This window comes from Rhodococcus sp. SB1D (genome assembly GCF_048573875.1).
Classification (GTDB): Bacteria; Actinomycetota; Actinomycetes; order Mycobacteriales; family Mycobacteriaceae; genus Rhodococcus_F; species Rhodococcus_F qingshengii.
This window is the reverse complement of record NZ_JBMAIQ010000006.1, coordinates 60,219-75,737: the sequence shown is the minus strand read 5'-3', so window position 1 is coordinate 75,737 and position 15,519 is coordinate 60,219. Positions and strand designations below refer to the sequence as shown.

Sequence of the window (15,519 nt, the reverse complement as noted above, 5' to 3'; positions counted from 1 at the left end):
GCCGTGACAATCACTTCAGTACTGGTCGCCAATCGTGGCGAAATCGCCCGCCGTGTCTTTGCAACCTGCCGCAAGAACGGAATCGGCACGGTCGCGGTATTTTCCGACGCAGATGCCGACAGCCCGCACGTCGCCGAAGCCGATGCTTCGGTTCGCCTGCCGGGTAACACGCCTGCCGAGACCTACTTGCGGGGTGAGCTCGTCATCGCCGCCGCCAAGGCTTCGGGCGCCGACGCGATTCACCCCGGATACGGATTCCTCTCCGAGAACGCGGAGTTCGCGCGCAGCGTCATCGACGCGGGACTGACGTGGATCGGCCCGCCCGTCGAATCCATCGAGCTCATGGGGTCGAAGGTCGAGTCCAAGAAGATCATGGACGCCGCCGGAGTGCCGGTGCTCTCCGAACTCGATCCCGCCGCGGTGACCGAGGCTCATCTGCCGGTGCTGATCAAGGCGTCGGCGGGCGGCGGCGGACGCGGAATGCGTGTCGTTCGTGAATTGTCGGCGCTGGACGGCGAACTGGAAGCGGCGCGGCGTGAGGCGCAGTCCGCTTTCGGCGACCCGACGGTCTTCTGTGAGCGCTACCTCGAGACCGGTCGGCACATCGAGGTTCAGGTCATGGCCGACCGCCACGGTGAGGTGTGGGCGGTGGGGGAGCGCGAGTGCTCGATCCAGCGTCGGCATCAGAAGGTGGTCGAAGAGGCCCCGTCGCCGCTCGTGCAACGCATCCCCGCGATGCGCGACAAGCTGTTCGACGCCTCGCGGCTCGCCGCCAACGCCATCGGTTACGAGGGCGCAGGAACCGTCGAGTTCCTCGCCGACGAGAAGGGCGACTTCTTCTTCCTCGAAATGAACACGCGTTTGCAGGTGGAGCATCCGGTCACCGAGTGCACCACCGGGCTCGATCTGGTGGAACTGCAATTGCAGGTCGCTTCAGGTGAAGTACTTCCGGACGATCAGCCGGAGATCCGAGGGCACTCGATCGAGGTGCGCCTGTACGCCGAGGACCCCGCCAAGAACTGGCAGCCGCAGAGCGGAACCGTCCACCACATCGAGTTGCCCGGTGACCCGCAAGAATTCAGTGTTCTGCGTGAGCAGGGCGTTCGCCTCGACTCCGGCGTCGTCGACGGCAGTGTTGTCGGCGTCCACTACGACCCGATGTTGGCCAAGGTCATCTCGTACGCGCCGACGCGGACCGCAGCTGCCCGGCTGCTCGCATCGACGCTGGCGCGCACCAGGATTCACGGGCTGCGCACCAACCGCGACCTGCTCGTCAACGTCCTGGCCCACCCCGCCTTTATTGCCGGAGACACCGACACTGCCTTCTTCGAGACTCACGACCTCGAGAAGCTGTCTACGCCCTTGGCCGATACCGCCGCCGAAAGACTCTCGGCGCTGGCGGCGGCACTTGCCGATGCCGCGCACAACCGGGCGTCGGCCCGCGTCATCGGCCGCTTGCCCAGCGGGTGGCGCAACCTCCCGTCGCAGCCGCAGAGCAAGAGCTATTCCACTGCGTCGGGCGACTACGACGTCCGCTACTCCCTGAGCCGAAGCGGCGTGCTGAGTGCAGAAGGCTTCGACGACGTGCGCCTGGTATCGGCAACTGCGACCCGGGTAGTGCTCGAGCAGAGCGGAGTACAGCGCTCGTTCGACGTTGCGGCCTACGGGAGTGAGATTTTTGTCGACTCCTCGCTCGGACCCGTCGCGTTGACGGCAGCACCGCGCTTCGTGGATCCGTCCGCAGAAGTCGCCGCCGGTTCGTTGCTCGCTCCGATGCCGGGATCGGTCATCCGCCTCGGTGCCGCACTCGGTGACACCGTCACCGCCGGCCAGCCGATTCTGTGGCTGGAGGCCATGAAGATGGAACACACCGTCACCGCGCCGACTGCCGGTGTCCTGGTGGAACTTCCGGTCGCCGTCGGCCAGCAGGTCGAGGTCGGATCGGTACTCGCACGTGTGGAAGAACCCGCTACAGAAGAGGAAGCATGATGAGTTTCATCGAGACCGAAGAGCAGAAGGAACTGCGGGCATCCGTTTCCAAACTGGGTGAGCGCTTCAACTACGTCGACTACGTGCTGCCCAAGGCGCGAAAGGGGGAGCCGCTCACCGAATTGTGGAACGAGGCGGGCAAACTCGGATTCCTGGGCGTCAACCTGCCGGAGGAATACGGCGGCGGCGGTGCAGGCATCTACGAACTCGCGCTGGTGCAGGAGGAATTGGCGGCGCAGGGTGCCGGTCTGCTCCTGGTTGTCGTATCCCCGGCCATCTGCGGCACCATCATCGGCAAGTACGGCACGGCGGAGCAGAAGCAGCAGTGGCTACCCAGCCTCGCCGACGGCTCCAAGATCATGGCGTTCGGAATCACCGAGGCCGACGCTGGTTCCAACTCTCATCAGATCACCACGACGGCACGCAGGGATGGAGACGACTGGATCCTGAGCGGCAACAAGATCTACATCTCGGGTGTCGATCAGGCTGACGCGGTCCTCGTCGTTGCGCGCACCGAGGACTCCAAGACGGGCAAGCTCAAGCCCGCTCTGTTCATCGTCCCCACGGATTCTCCCGGATTCGTGAAGACGCAGATGGAGATGGACATCATCGAACCGGACCACCAGTTCATCCTCTTCCTCGACGACGTCCGTCTGCCGGCCGACGCTCTGGTCGGCGAAGCCGATGCCGCCCTGATGCAGTTGTTCGCGGGCCTCAACCCCGAGCGCATCCTGGGTGCGTCGATGGCCATCGGCATGGGCCGTTACGCCCTGAACGCCGCAGTGAAGTTCGCCAACGAGCGCACGGTGTGGAAGACGCCGATCGGTGCGCACCAAGGCATTTCGCATCCACTCGCGCAGGTGAAGATCGAACTCGAGCTCGCCAAGCTGATGATGCAGAAGGCCGCGGTGCTCTACGACAGCGGTGACGATTTCGGTGCTGCCGAAGCCGCGAACATGGCCAAGTACGCCGCCGCCGAAGCCAGCATCAAGGCGCTCGATCAGGCGATCCAGACGCATGGCGGCGCAGGACTGACGAAGGAATACGGACTGGCCGCCATGCTCGGTGCGGCTCGTATCGCCCGTGTCGCGCCGGTGAGCCGCGAGATGATCCTCAACTTCGTCTCACAGCATTCCCTCGGTCTGCCACGGTCCTACTAGGAAGAGGCGACTCATGACGGATCAGGACAAGCCATACGTACGGTACGAAGTATCGGGCGGTGCTGCCACGATCACTCTCGACTCACCCCACAACCGCAACGCGATTTCGACGCGGTTGGTCACGGAGTTGCAGGCTGGGTTGACGTCGGCTGCCGCCGATCCGGCAGTTCGAGCGGTGGTACTCACCCACACCGGTGGAACATTCTGTGCGGGAGCCGATCTCAGTGAGGCCTCCGGTTCGTCCGCATCACCGGAGGACGCCGTCAAGGAGCGAGGACGGGGGATGCTGACACTCTTGCGCAGCATTCTCGAGCTTCCCAAGCCGGTGATCGGGCGGATCGACGGTCACGTCCGGGCCGGAGGCATGGGTCTTGTCGGGGCGTGCGACATCGTCGTCGCCGGACCGGCGAGCACCTTCGCGGTGACGGAATCACGGTTGGGTTTGGCAGCGTCCATCATTTCGCTCACGGTCCTGCCGAGGCTCGACCAGCGATCTGCGAGCCGCTATCTGCTCACCGGCGAGAAGTTCGGCCAGCACGAGGCCGAATCCATCGGACTCGTCACCTCCGCGTCGCAGGACACGGAGGAGTCGATCACCGAACTGCTCGGCACCTTGCGCCAATGTTCACCGCAGGGACTTGCCGAATCGAAGTGGATCACGACGCGTTCGGTCCTGGCTGGATTCGACCGGGACGGCGAGGAGATGATCGCGCAGTCGGCTCGGCTGTTTTCCTCTGACGAGGCTCGTGAGGGCATGATGTCTTTCTTGCAGAAGCGTCCAGCGGCCTGGGCGCAGTAGAAACTGCGCAGCTGGGACACAGAAGCGCTGGAACACAGAAGTAGAAGGGATGGCGGCGCGATGACTCGAGAGCCCAAGCAGGACCGAAGTCGAGTCACGCGCTCCCACCTGCTCGAAGTGACTGTGGAGTGTCTCGCCGAACTCGGGTGGAGCGCAACGACGATGAGCGTCGTCGCGCAGCGTGCCGGGGTGTCCAGAGGCGCCATGCAGCATCACTTCCCGACCCGCGAGGACCTCATCACCGCGGCGCTCGAGGTGATGTTCGACGCCCGGATGGATCAGGCACGAAAGGAATCGACCGACCTTCCGGTGGGTGCCGGACGAACCGAGGCGATCATTTCGCGGTTGGTGGAGTACTACACCGGGACTCTGTTCAAAGCAGCACTGCAGGTGTGGACGGCCGCTGCCTCCGACCCCGACCTGCGTGCCCGCGTACTGCCCCTCGAGGAACGATTCGGGCGCATCGCGCACCGCATGGCCGTCGAGAGTCTGGGTGTCGACGACTCCGACCCGGTGACGCACCGCTTGGTACAGGCGACCCTGGACCTGGCCCGCGGGCTGGGGCTGGCTGATGTCTTGACAGACGACTCGCGCCGACGCACCGAGGTGGTCAAACAGTGGGCGGCGCAATTGGATTCCACACTTGTTCGGGTACCGGTGGCAACTCCCTGAATCGGTAGCGGCGGGGCCGGCGCCGGTGCTCTTGACGCGCACGTGGCGTGTGTCGGGGGCCACCGAGAAGTACAGTCGGCTCCATGGCTGCACGCACTCTCACTTCGATCGGGACTTCGGTATTGGTCTCGGCTGCCGTGCTCTCGGCCGTGGTCGGCTGCAGCTCCGGCGACGGGTCCGTCGATCAGCCGGGCGACGGTGCGGGTTCGCAGGCACTCGCACCTACGGATCCGGGCCCGATGTTCGCCGAATGCGGCTCGGTGACCGACGAGGAAGTTGTCAACGCCTTCAATCTCGGCGCTTTTGCGACGACGACGCGCAACGGCGTCGGGTGCCAGTGGGAAGTCGCCGGTTCGAACGGCCCGAGCGTCAGTTTCTCCTGGTACCGCGGTAGCCCGATCGGCCGCGAACGGGCCGGGTCCGACCTGCTCGGACGTCCTGCCGACGACATCACGATCGGTGGACACCAGGGCTTCATCGCGTCCACCGCAGGTTCGTTGTGCGAGTTGGGTATCGCGTTCGGCGGAGACTTCGTGCACTGGTCGATCACCTACGGTTTGCTGCCACCGACCGCGGATCCATGCACGGTGGCGCGGGATCTGATGGAAAAAACAGTTTCGAGGGCACAGTGAAGTTCGAGGGCGCCGTGAAGCGCGTAAGGATCGGACTCGCCTTGGCGGGGTCGCTGGTTCTGCTGACAGGCTGCGGCTCGGTGGTCACCGGGACTCCTCGTGCGGAGGGCAGCTACGGCGGTAGTGACAGCCAGGAATTCGCGAACGTCCTCCAAGAATGCGAAGCCGTCACCGACGAGCAGATCGCCGGTGCCGTGGGTGCCGACGCCGTCGGGCGTGGGTTCTTCGGCGCTATCTGCCGTTGGGACGGCATCGGAGCCGCGGGTCCGATCAAGATCACCTTCAACTGGTTCGAGACGGGCACCCTCGATCACGAGCGCGCTGCATTCGAGCACCTGGGATACGTGGTGGCGAAAATCGACATCAACGGCAGTGGCGGGTACCAGGTTCGCCAGCCGGCCGATCCGCAGAGCTGCGGGGTGAGCGCGAGCGCACCGGCCGGGGGAGTGTTCGGTTGGTGGGTCACCGAGCCGCAAGGCGGCGCGGATCCGTGCGAGGCTGCGGCAAAGCTCGGCGCGTTGACGTTGAACCGCAGCATCTGATCGCGACCGGTCCGGCTGCGTGGTCTGAGTGTGCAGCCAGAGTGTCTGGTCAGAGCGTGAGGTCACTATCACCGTGGCCTCGCTTTGACCTCGTGGCGCGCCGACAGGTATCGTTATGGGTCGTGTCCGGCATGCCCGGGCCGATCTGTGTGCCTAGCTAGGTATTGCCGTGCGCGCGTTCGAGCAGAAACTGCTGATGAACGAGCATCCGGCTGCCTGTGTGGGGGTATGCGACACGCCCGACCTCGGGGGCAGTGCGCGGCATGAAAGTGCTGAGTACAGACTCTGAGGTGGGTGAGGAGCAGCAGCTCTCTTGCTCCAACTGCTAGATCCCTAATTTCAGAACAGCCACGTTTTCGAACGGCCCGAGTTCGCTCGAGCAGTCTGTTCGTCACAAGAAAGCCGGTAAATGCCAACCATCAACCAGCTGGTCCGCAAGGGTCGCCGCGACAAGACCGCCAAGGTCAAGACGGCAGCCCTCAAGGGCAGCCCGCAGCGTCGTGGCGTGTGCACTCGCGTGTACACCACCACCCCCAAGAAGCCGAACTCCGCGCTCCGTAAGGTCGCACGTGTTCGCCTCACGACTTCGGTCGAGGTCACCGCGTACATCCCCGGTGAAGGTCACAACCTTCAGGAGCACTCCATGGTGCTCGTCCGTGGCGGTCGTGTGAAGGACCTCCCGGGTGTCCGTTACAAGATCATCCGCGGCTCCCTCGACACCCAGGGTGTCAAGGGTCGCAAGCAGGCACGCAGCCGCTACGGCGCCAAGAAGGAGAAGAGCTAATGCCACGTAAGGGCCCCGCTCCGAAGCGCCCGCTCATCAACGACCCGGTTTACGGTTCCCCGTTGGTGACGCAGCTCGTCAACAAGATCCTGCTGGACGGCAAGAAGTCCACCGCAGAGCGAATCGTGTACCAGGCTCTCGAGCAGGCACGCGAGAAGACCGGCACCGATCCTGTCGTCACCCTCAAGCGCGCCCTGGACAACGTCAAGCCTGCACTCGAGGTTCGTAGCCGCCGCGTCGGTGGCGCTACCTACCAGGTGCCGGTCGAGGTTCGCCCCGGTCGTTCCACCACGCTGGCACTGCGCTGGCTGGTCACCTTCTCGCGTGCACGTCGTGAGAAGACCATGGTCGAGCGTCTCGCCAACGAGCTCCTCGATGCCAGCAATGGCCTCGGTGCAGCTGTGAAGCGTCGCGAAGACACTCACAAGATGGCCGAAGCCAACAAGGCATTCGCCCACTACCGCTGGTGATGTAAAGCGTCGGAGCAACTGCCATCGGGTGGGGCTCCGACGCTTGTCGCCGTTGGCGGCCTGATCATCGCGACGGATTCCGGACGCAGGTGGCCAGGTTCGCCTCGGCAGAGACATAATTGAAAGACCATGGCCCTGACGGTGGAACACACCGATAAGGCCGACACCCGAAAACCAAGCAACGAGCGGGGAAGAAACCTGTGGCACAGGAAGTGCTGACTGACCTGAACAAGGTCCGCAACATCGGCATCATGGCGCACATCGATGCCGGCAAGACCACCACCACCGAGCGCATCCTGTTCTACACCGGTGTCAATTACAAGATCGGTGAGACGCACGACGGTGCGTCGACGACGGACTGGATGGAGCAGGAGAAGGAACGCGGCATCACGATCACGTCTGCCGCCGTGACTTGCTTCTGGAACAACAACCAGATCAACATCATCGACACCCCCGGCCACGTCGACTTCACGGTCGAGGTGGAGCGGTCGCTGCGCGTGCTCGACGGCGCAGTTGCTGTCTTCGACGGTAAAGAGGGTGTCGAGCCGCAGTCCGAGCAGGTTTGGCGTCAGGCTGCCAAGTACGACGTTCCGCGCATCTGCTTCGTCAACAAGATGGACAAGATGGGCGCGGACTTCTACTTCACAGTCCAGACCATCATCGACCGCTTGGGCGCGAAGCCGCTCGTTCTCCAGCTGCCCATCGGCGCTGAGGACGACTTCGACGGCGTCGTCGACCTGGTCGAGATGAAGGCCATCACCTGGCGCGGCGTGGTCCCGACGGGAACCGCTCCGACCATCGAGGAGATCCCCGCGGATCTCGTCGAGAAGGCTGCCGAGTACCGCGAGAAGCTGCTCGAGACGGTTGCAGAGTCCGACGAAGCTCTCATGGAGAAGTACTTCGGCGGCGAAGAGCTCACCATCGAGGAGATCAAGGGCGCCATCCGCAAGATGACGGTCGCCTCCGAGCTGTACCCGGTTCTCTGTGGCTCCGCGTTCAAGAACAAGGGCGTTCAGCCCATGCTCGACGCGGTCATCGACTACCTTCCGAACCCGCTGGACATCGGCGAGGTCATCGGCCACAAGCTCGGTGACGAAGAAGTAGAGATCACTCGCAAGCCGAGCAAGGACGAGCCGTTCTCGGCTCTCGCCTTCAAGATCGCTGCTCACCCGTTCTTCGGCAAGCTGACCTTCGTCCGCGTGTACTCGGGTCGTATCGATCCGGGTGCTCAGGTGCTCAACGCAACCAAGGGCAAGAAGGAGCGCATCGGAAAGCTCTTCCAGATGCACGCCAACAAGGAGAACCCGGTAGACGAGGCCGTAGCCGGCCACATCTACGCAATGATCGGCCTCAAGGACACCACCACCGGTGACACCTTGTGCGATCAGGCGAGCCCCATCGTCCTCGAGTCGATGTCGTTCCCCGCGCCGGTCATCCAGGTCTCCATCGAGCCCAAGACCAAGTCCGACCAGGAAAAGCTGGGCGTCGCGATCCAGAAGCTCGCCGAAGAGGACCCGACCTTCTCGGTAGAGCTCGACGAAGAGACCGGTCAGACCGTCATCGGCGGTATGGGCGAGCTCCACCTCGATATCCTCGTCGACCGCATGCGTCGCGAGTTCAAGGTCGAGGCGAACGTCGGTAAGCCGCAGGTTGCGTACCGCGAGACCATCACCAAGAAGGTCGAGAAGCACGACTACACCCACAAGAAGCAGACGGGTGGCTCGGGCCAGTTCGCAAAGGTCATCATCGCTCTGGAGCCTTTCGTGGGCGAAGACGGTGCTACCTACGAGTTCGAGAACAAGGTCTCCGGTGGACGTATCCCGCGCGAGTACATCCCCTCCGTGGATGCCGGTGCGCAGGACGCGATGCAGTACGGTGTTCTCGCCGGCTACCCGCTCGTGAACCTGAAGCTGTCGCTGCTCGATGGTGCTTACCACGACGTCGACTCCTCGGAAATGGCGTTCAAGGTTGCCGGTTCGCAGGCACTGAAGGAAGCCGCCCGCAAGGCCGGCCCCGTCATTCTCGAGCCGCTCATGGCTGTCGAGGTCACAACGCCCGAGGAGTACATGGGCGACGTGATCGGCGACCTCAACTCCCGCCGTGGCCAGATCCAGGCCATGGAGGAACGCAGTGGTGCCCGTGTCGTGAAGGCGCTGGTTCCGCTCTCGGAGATGTTCGGTTACATCGGTGACCTGCGGTCGAAGACCCAGGGCCGAGCGAACTTCTCCATGGTGTTCGATTCCTACGCAGAGGTTCCCGCGAACGTCTCGAAGGAAATCATCGCCAAGGCGACGGGCGAGTAAGCACAGCGAGCTCCCCAGCCCGCGCCGGCAAGTAACCTCGGTTTCTTCCGGCACGAAGCACGACCTAGTAACAACCAACCGCACTGCTGCATACGGCAAGCAACAACAGTCCAGGAGGACACAAAGTGGCGAAGGCGAAGTTCGAGCGGACGAAGCCGCACGTGAACATCGGCACCATTGGTCACGTCGACCACGGCAAGACCACGACGACGGCGGCCATCACCAAGGTTCTCGCGGATGCATTCCCCGACCTGAACGAGGCTTCGGCCTTCGATCAGATCGACAAGGCTCCCGAGGAAAAGGCTCGTGGCATCACGATCAACATCTCGCATGTTGAGTACCAGACGGAAAAGCGCCACTACGCGCACGTCGATGCACCGGGTCACGCCGACTACATCAAGAACATGATCACCGGCGCAGCTCAGATGGACGGCGCTATCCTCGTCGTCGCAGCTACCGACGGCCCGATGCCCCAGACGCGCGAGCATGTCCTGCTCGCTCGCCAGGTTGGCGTTCCTTACATCCTCGTCGCCCTGAACAAGGCCGACATGGTTGACGACGACGAGATCCTCGAGCTCGTCGAGATGGAGGTCCGCGAACTGCTGGCCGCTCAGGAATTCGACGAGGAAGCCCCCGTCATTCCGATCTCGGCACTCAAGGCACTCGAGGGTGACCCGAAGTGGACGCAGTCCATTCTCGACCTGATGGCTGCTGTCGACGAGTCCATCCCGGACCCGATTCGTGAGACCGAGAAGCCCTTCCTCATGCCCGTCGAGGACGTCTTCACGATCACCGGCCGTGGCACCGTTGTCACCGGTCGTATCGAGCGTGGCGTTGTCAACGTCAACGAAGAGGTCGAGATCGTCGGCATCAAGGAAACCTCGACCAAGACCACGGTCACGGGTATCGAGATGTTCCGCAAGCTGCTCGACTCGGGCCAGGCCGGCGACAACGTCGGACTGCTCGTTCGTGGCATCAAGCGCGAAGATGTCGAGCGTGGACAGGTTGTCGTCAAGCCGGGCACCACGACTCCCCACACGGAGTTCGAGGGCCAGGCATACATCCTGTCGAAGGACGAGGGCGGCCGCCACACCCCGTTCTTCAACAACTACCGCCCGCAGTTCTACTTCCGTACCACGGACGTTACGGGCGTCGTGACGCTGCCTGAGGGCACCGAGATGGTCATGCCCGGTGACAACACCGAGATGTCCGTCAAGCTGATCCAGCCTGTCGCCATGGACGAGGGCCTGCGCTTCGCAATTCGCGAAGGCGGCCGTACGGTCGGCGCCGGCAAGGTTGCCAAGATCATCAAGTGAGACTCTTGTCTCGCTAGCTGATTTACAGCACTGAAAAAGGCGCTCATTCCCTTCGGGGAGTGAGCGCCTTTTCTGTGTCTTCCATCGGGTGGCCTGTGATCGAGTGTTCGGTGATCGGGTGCCTGCGTGGTTCTTACTTACTTGTTGGCTACCACCCGGTCGAGGTGCAGCAGAACCTGTACTGCGACGGTTGAGCCGTCGAGGCTGCGCCTGGTTGCGCCGGCGATGCGTTCGGCCGAAGCGGTGAATCCGGCGACGTCGATCGACGGATCTGCAGTGACGACAATCGACAGCGTCGGCAGTCCGCGATCGACCGTCGCTTTGCTCTTGGTGCTCCGCACGCCGGTCAGCTGAGCGAGCTCGGCCGCTACGCCGTCTGCGACGGGTCCGAGATCCACGCTGACGTCGGTACCGGATTCGTTGTGCCGCAATGTGACTGCGCTTGTGCGGCGCCGGCGAAGGTTCAGGTACAACAGCCCGAAACCGGCGAAGACACAGAGGACGAAGGTGCCCGACAGTACCCAGTGCCACCACGGCTCCTCCGGAAGGCCGAAGAGGACCTCCCGATCGAGGCGTGACACCCAGGTTCGAATCAGCGACGCGCCCGCGTCCCACGCGATGGCGTATGCGCCCGCCGCGAGGAGTGCGATTCCGACGATGAGGACGATGATCCGATCGACCGCGGAGATCCAACGGTTCACGAGGCGTCCTTTCGTCGTACTACAGTTTCTCGCACGACAACCGAAAGTTGCAGTGGCCGCTGCAGTATCGCGAGGTGGGGCCGAACCGCCGCGTCGACGGCTGCGGCAAGTTCAGCTCGATCGCCACCGGTCGATTCGATGTGGACCTTGACGTGTTTACGGTCGACGCTGGTGTGAGCCGAGCCGACGCCGGGAACGACCGCTGCGTGGCTACTGCACAGACGTGCAATGTCAGTCGGCCGCATCCACACCGTCGATGCGCTCGGGTTCCCGAGTGGGACATGGGTTTTCGCACGGCGTTTGATCGCCGACATTATCAGGACAACACCCGCGACAACGGCAGCGATCGCCACCGGAAGCAGCCACGGTTGCCAGTGCAGGCGAGACGTCCACTCCACGGAGTTTCGGATCCAGGGCGCCGATTCGAAAGTTCCACGGTTGATGAACCATTCGCGCGAGACGACGAAGGCGAGTGCGAGTAGACCACACGCGATGACGACGGCCGAAACCGCGGCCGCCGGGTTCGCAGAGGGGACCCGCGGCGGAATCGGATCCGAGAGTGCCTGCTGTGCCGGGCCCTCCGCGATCTCGACGCCGGAAACACAGGAGTCGTCAGAACCCTCGGTTGCCGCGATCATCACGTTCATGTCGTGGAGTGGAAGCCCGGTCAGCGATTCGACGCTGCGTCCGACTTCCGTTCGCACCCGGCCGGTCAACTCGGTGACCGAACACGGCCAGGACACGGCGAGGAAGAGATTGATGGCGACGGCGTCGCTACCCATCGAGATGTCGGCTCGCGGAAGGTCGCGTCCGGTCAGGCGAGTCAAGCCACCGGACTGGCGGACCACCCCCGGGACGTTCACCGCTGCGGCCGTGGCGATCTTGGCCATCGCACGGTCCTTGATGACCAAGGAGCCGCGTAGGCCAGGATCGTCCGCTGCGCTGGGATCGGACGGCTCAGCCACGGCCACGGCTTCGGAGGATCGCGCCGAGGTCGAGATGTCCGTCGCGGTGTGCTCCGATCGCCATACCGGCGGCGCCGAGCAGGACTGCGAAGACGAAACCGCTGAACCCACCCATGATTCCGGCGAGTGCGAGGAGCAGACCGACCAGCAGTCCGACGGTGGTGCTGTTCATGTCAGTTCCCTTCTCGAATGTTCGGTGCAATGTCTGTGACGGTGGCAGGCTCGGTGACTGCATTTTCGGAATCAACGGGTAGATATCCCGCTGTCGACAGGTCGCCGACGGTCACGTTCACCGGTACGTCGACCAATCTCGCCACCACCGCTCGTACGCGTTCGGCGACGCTGCGAACGTCTGCCGGATAGTGAACGGAAATGTGTACAGCACAAGAGTTTTCGTCGACGACGACGCCGGTGATGCGGCGTCCGGGGAGGTAGGTTCCCACTTCGCCGAACTGTCCTCCGTGCAGATCTGCCACTTCCGGGATGGCAAGAACCGCGTCGGCGACTACCTCGGCCGCGTCGATCTCGCGGCCGGCGTCGGCGGTACTCACTGAACCCTCGGCTTGGCTTCCGGATCGGTACTGCCGCCGCTCTCTGCATCCTCGAAGAGCATGACGTCGAAGACGGTGATGTTGACCTCGGTGACCTCGAGACCCGTCATGCTTTCCACTGCGGCAATGACGTTGCGGCGGATACCTACCGCCAGTTCGTGGAGTGCGACGCCGTACTCGGCGACAATGCCGATGTCGATGGCGGCTTGTTTCTCGCCTACCTCCACCGCCACGCCCTGGGCATGGTTGACGCGGGCGCCCGGTATGCGGTCGCGAAGTGCCCCCACCGCACGCGCTGTGCCCCCGCCGACGTCGTACACGCCGTTGATCTCGCGGGTCGCGATACCGGCGATCTTGGCGACCACGGCGTCGGCGATGATCGTCTTACCCTGGGTGCTGACTAGTTCCGCGCCACCGTCGGCGCCGAATCGGACGCTGTTCTTTTCACTGGAATCGCTGGTCATGGGGGCTCCCTGCTCATGTGTCAGTGCGTGCGTCTGAAGTACCTCCAACTGTAGTGACTGGTAGGTGACCATGCGGGATGCACCACACCTACTCCGGCATTTGGTATGGCAGAGTCGGAGGCAAATAGTGACGGCGTTCATAGTGAGCGCTGCAAGTGACGTGGGTCGGACAGGGTGGTACGTGGTGGCACGGATAGTGATCGTGGGTGCGGGTTTGTCGGGACTGCGGACCGTCGAGGAACTGCGACGAGCGGGTTTCGAAGGTGAATTGACGCTCGCGGGTGGGGAAACGCATCTGCCCTACGACAGGCCTCCGTTGTCGAAGGAAGTGATCCGCGGCGACAAGGACGAGACGACCTTGCGTCCGGCCGAGTTCTACGTCGAGAACAAGGTCGATCTCAAGCTCGGTTCGCCGGCAACCTCGGTGGACACGGTCGCCAAGTCGGTGGCGTTCGCCGACGGATCCACCCTGGACTACGACGAGTTGGTCATCGCGACCGGACTGACTCCGCGTTGCATCGCCGGCCTTCCGGAGTTGTCCGGAGTGCACGTTCTGCGCTCCATCGAGGAAGCGTTGGCCCTCCGCGCCGACCTTGCTCCCGGTAAGCGTGCGCTGATCGTCGGGGCCGGCTTCATCGGCTGCGAACTGGCCGCAAGCATGAAGTCTCACGGCGTCGACGTCGTGTTGCTCGAACCCCAGCCGACGCCGCTGGCGTCGGTGCTCGGCCCCACCGTCGGCGCCCTCGTCGAACGTCTGCATCGGAACGAGGGCATCGACGTCCGAGTCGGTACGGGCTTGACCTCGTTGTCCGGCGACGGAGCGGTTGCCGCTGCGACCTTGAGCGACGGTTCGGAAATCCCGGTCGACGTGGTCGCGATCGGAGTCGGTTCGGTGCCGGTCACGGAATGGCTCGACGGTTCGGGGATCGAACTCGACAACGGAGTGCTCTGCGACGGCGTCGGCCGCACCAGCACCGAACACGTCTGGGCGGTCGGCGACGTCGCGTCCTGGCAGATCGGAGATCGACGCAAGCGTGTCGAACACTGGACCAATGCTGGGGACCAGGCCAAGATCCTGGCGGGAGCGATCACCGGAACGGGTGATCCGGATGCGCCGGCGCAGGTTCCGTACTTCTGGAGCGATCAGTACGACGTCAAGATCCAGGCATTGGGGACCGTCGCACCCACGGACACCGTTCACATCGTCAAGGACGACGGCCGAAAGTTCGTCGCCTACTACGAGCGCGACGGTGTGCTGGCAGCTGTCGTCGGCGGCGGTAGCGCGGGAGCTGTGATGAAGATGCGCGCGAAGATCGCAGCCGGCACGCCCATCTCGGACGTGTTGGAGTCCACACCGGCCTGAACGGATGAGGCAGGACCGGTTCCGAGGCGATAGATTTGTGCGGTGATCGTTGCACTCATCGACTCGGGACTGGGCCTGCTCCCTACCTCTGCGTGGCTCAGACGCCTGCGCCCGGATCTCGATCTTGTGCTGTCCCTCGATCCGGACGGCGCCCCCTGGGGGCCCAAGCCCGAGCCGTGGGTCGTCGACCGGGTACTCGGTGCGGTGCGGCGGAGCCTCGATCGTGGGGCTCAGGTCATCGTTCTTCCATGCAATACCGCGAGCGTCACCGCTCTCCCACACGTCCGCGAACTGGTCGGACCGGGTGTGCCGGTCATCGGAACGGTGCCCGCGATCAAGCCCGCGGCCGCCGCGTGCGATTCAGTGGCGATCTGGGCTACCGCCGCGACGACTGCCAGCCGGTACCAAGCCGATCTGATCGAACAGTTCGGCAACGGCGCCAAAGTCGTCGGGGTGCCGTGCCACGGCTTGGCCGATTCGATAGACCTCGGTGATCGTGCAGCCGCACTTGCAGCCATCGAATCCGCAGTGGCCCGGACGCCGGACGACGTCAACGGCGTTGTCCTCGGCTGCACGCACTACCCACTGCTCGCGGACGAAATCGCAGCGCGGCTACCCGCCGGTGTCACACTCTTCGACAGTGCCGAAGCCGTTGCACGACAGACCCTGCGGCGGATCGACGGGCTCGGTGACGCGGGTGAAGGATCGGGAACCGTCGAGGTTTTCGTGAGTGGACGTCCGGGCGCGCTACCGCCCAGCGCCGAAGCCTTCGACGCCGGGCGGTTGTTGGGCGCGATCAAAGCCTGAT

17 protein-coding genes are annotated in these 15,519 nt (G+C 63.8%); 12 read left to right on the top strand and 5 right to left on the bottom strand.

Annotation, left to right across the window (positions count from 1 at the left end):
* Nucleotides 1–3 precede the first annotated feature (3 nt).
* The 10 genes from ACN50D_RS15240 (at nucleotide 4) to tuf (ending at nucleotide 10,667) form a co-directional block, all read left to right on the top strand.
* Nucleotides 4–1,989, top strand: coding sequence for an acetyl/propionyl/methylcrotonyl-CoA carboxylase subunit alpha (locus ACN50D_RS15240; RefSeq protein WP_212633893.1), 1,986 nt, complete (start codon nucleotides 4–6; stop codon nucleotides 1,987–1,989).
* Nucleotides 1,989–3,149 carry an acyl-CoA dehydrogenase family protein gene (locus ACN50D_RS15235; RefSeq protein WP_003942033.1) on the top strand — a complete coding sequence of 387 codons (1,161 nt, stop codon included), beginning with the start codon at nucleotides 1,989–1,991 and terminating at the stop codon, nucleotides 3,147–3,149. The genes ACN50D_RS15240 and ACN50D_RS15235 overlap by 1 nt, the downstream gene beginning before the upstream one ends.
* Nucleotides 3,150–3,162: 13 nt before the next feature.
* Entirely contained in the window at nucleotides 3,163–3,948 is a 786-nt protein-coding gene (locus ACN50D_RS15230) for an enoyl-CoA hydratase family protein (protein ID WP_007728400.1), read from the top strand.
* A 60-nt stretch (nucleotides 3,949–4,008) separates the two neighbouring features.
* Complete coding sequence (locus ACN50D_RS15225; protein ID WP_003942008.1) at nucleotides 4,009–4,620, top strand: TetR/AcrR family transcriptional regulator; 612 nt, start codon at nucleotides 4,009–4,011, stop codon at nucleotides 4,618–4,620.
* 83 nt (nucleotides 4,621–4,703) lie between these two features.
* Complete coding sequence (locus ACN50D_RS15220) at nucleotides 4,704–5,252, top strand: DUF3558 domain-containing protein (protein ID WP_003941874.1); 549 nt, start codon at nucleotides 4,704–4,706, stop codon at nucleotides 5,250–5,252.
* On the top strand, nucleotides 5,249–5,794 hold the full coding sequence (locus ACN50D_RS15215) for a DUF3558 domain-containing protein (RefSeq protein ID WP_042453122.1): 546 nt from the start codon (nucleotides 5,249–5,251) through the stop codon (nucleotides 5,792–5,794). The genes ACN50D_RS15220 and ACN50D_RS15215 overlap by 4 nt, the downstream gene beginning before the upstream one ends.
* Nucleotides 5,795–6,203: 409 nt before the next feature.
* Nucleotides 6,204–6,578, top strand: coding sequence for a 30S ribosomal protein S12 (rpsL, locus tag ACN50D_RS15210; protein WP_003941908.1), 375 nt, complete (start codon nucleotides 6,204–6,206; stop codon nucleotides 6,576–6,578).
* The gene (gene rpsG, locus ACN50D_RS15205; protein ID WP_003941856.1) at nucleotides 6,578–7,048 is read left to right on the top strand and encodes a 30S ribosomal protein S7; all 471 of its coding nucleotides are present in this window, start codon (nucleotides 6,578–6,580) and stop codon (nucleotides 7,046–7,048) included. The genes rpsL and rpsG overlap by 1 nt, the downstream gene beginning before the upstream one ends.
* A 200-nt stretch (nucleotides 7,049–7,248) precedes the next feature.
* Nucleotides 7,249–9,351: an elongation factor G gene (gene fusA / locus ACN50D_RS15200; RefSeq protein ID WP_007728394.1), complete on the top strand. Its 2,103-nt coding sequence runs from the start codon at nucleotides 7,249–7,251 to the stop codon at nucleotides 9,349–9,351.
* A gap of 125 nt (nucleotides 9,352–9,476) precedes the next feature.
* On the top strand, nucleotides 9,477–10,667 hold the full coding sequence (gene tuf / locus ACN50D_RS15195; protein ID WP_003941926.1) for an elongation factor Tu: 1,191 nt from the start codon (nucleotides 9,477–9,479) through the stop codon (nucleotides 10,665–10,667).
* Between the two features lie 137 nt (nucleotides 10,668–10,804).
* On the opposite strand, the gene ACN50D_RS15190 is transcribed toward tuf, so the two are convergent.
* Genes ACN50D_RS15190 through ACN50D_RS15170 form a run of 5 tightly spaced genes read right to left on the bottom strand, consistent with a single transcriptional unit; the run spans nucleotide 10,805 to nucleotide 13,348 of the window.
* Entirely contained in the window at nucleotides 10,805–11,368 is a 564-nt protein-coding gene (locus tag ACN50D_RS15190; protein WP_212633892.1) for a hypothetical protein, read from the bottom strand.
* Nucleotides 11,365–12,339: an Asp23/Gls24 family envelope stress response protein gene (locus ACN50D_RS15185; protein ID WP_007728390.1), complete on the bottom strand. Its 975-nt coding sequence runs from the start codon at nucleotides 12,337–12,339 to the stop codon at nucleotides 11,365–11,367. The genes ACN50D_RS15190 and ACN50D_RS15185 overlap by 4 nt, the downstream gene beginning before the upstream one ends.
* Entirely contained in the window at nucleotides 12,326–12,505 is a 180-nt protein-coding gene (locus tag ACN50D_RS15180; RefSeq protein WP_003942043.1) for a hypothetical protein, read from the bottom strand. Before ACN50D_RS15180 ends, ACN50D_RS15185 begins: the two co-directional genes overlap by 14 nt.
* A 1-nt stretch (nucleotide 12,506) precedes the next feature.
* Nucleotides 12,507–12,884: a hypothetical protein gene (locus ACN50D_RS15175; RefSeq protein WP_003941945.1), complete on the bottom strand. Its 378-nt coding sequence runs from the start codon at nucleotides 12,882–12,884 to the stop codon at nucleotides 12,507–12,509.
* Nucleotides 12,881–13,348, bottom strand: a complete 468-nt coding sequence (locus tag ACN50D_RS15170) for an Asp23/Gls24 family envelope stress response protein (RefSeq protein WP_003941912.1) — start codon at nucleotides 13,346–13,348, stop codon at nucleotides 12,881–12,883. The genes ACN50D_RS15175 and ACN50D_RS15170 overlap by 4 nt, the downstream gene beginning before the upstream one ends.
* Before the next feature lie 184 nt (nucleotides 13,349–13,532).
* On the opposite strand from ACN50D_RS15170, the gene ACN50D_RS15165 reads away from it, so the two are divergent.
* Both ACN50D_RS15165 and ACN50D_RS15160 read left to right on the top strand, forming a co-directional pair.
* A complete protein-coding gene (locus ACN50D_RS15165) occupies nucleotides 13,533–14,711 on the top strand; it encodes an FAD/NAD(P)-binding oxidoreductase (protein WP_307850559.1) in 1,179 nt (392 codons plus the stop codon).
* A gap of 42 nt (nucleotides 14,712–14,753) precedes the next feature.
* On the top strand, nucleotides 14,754–15,518 hold the full coding sequence (locus tag ACN50D_RS15160; RefSeq protein ID WP_003941981.1) for a glutamate racemase: 765 nt from the start codon (nucleotides 14,754–14,756) through the stop codon (nucleotides 15,516–15,518).
* The last annotated feature ends 1 nt before the right edge of the window (nucleotide 15,519 follow it).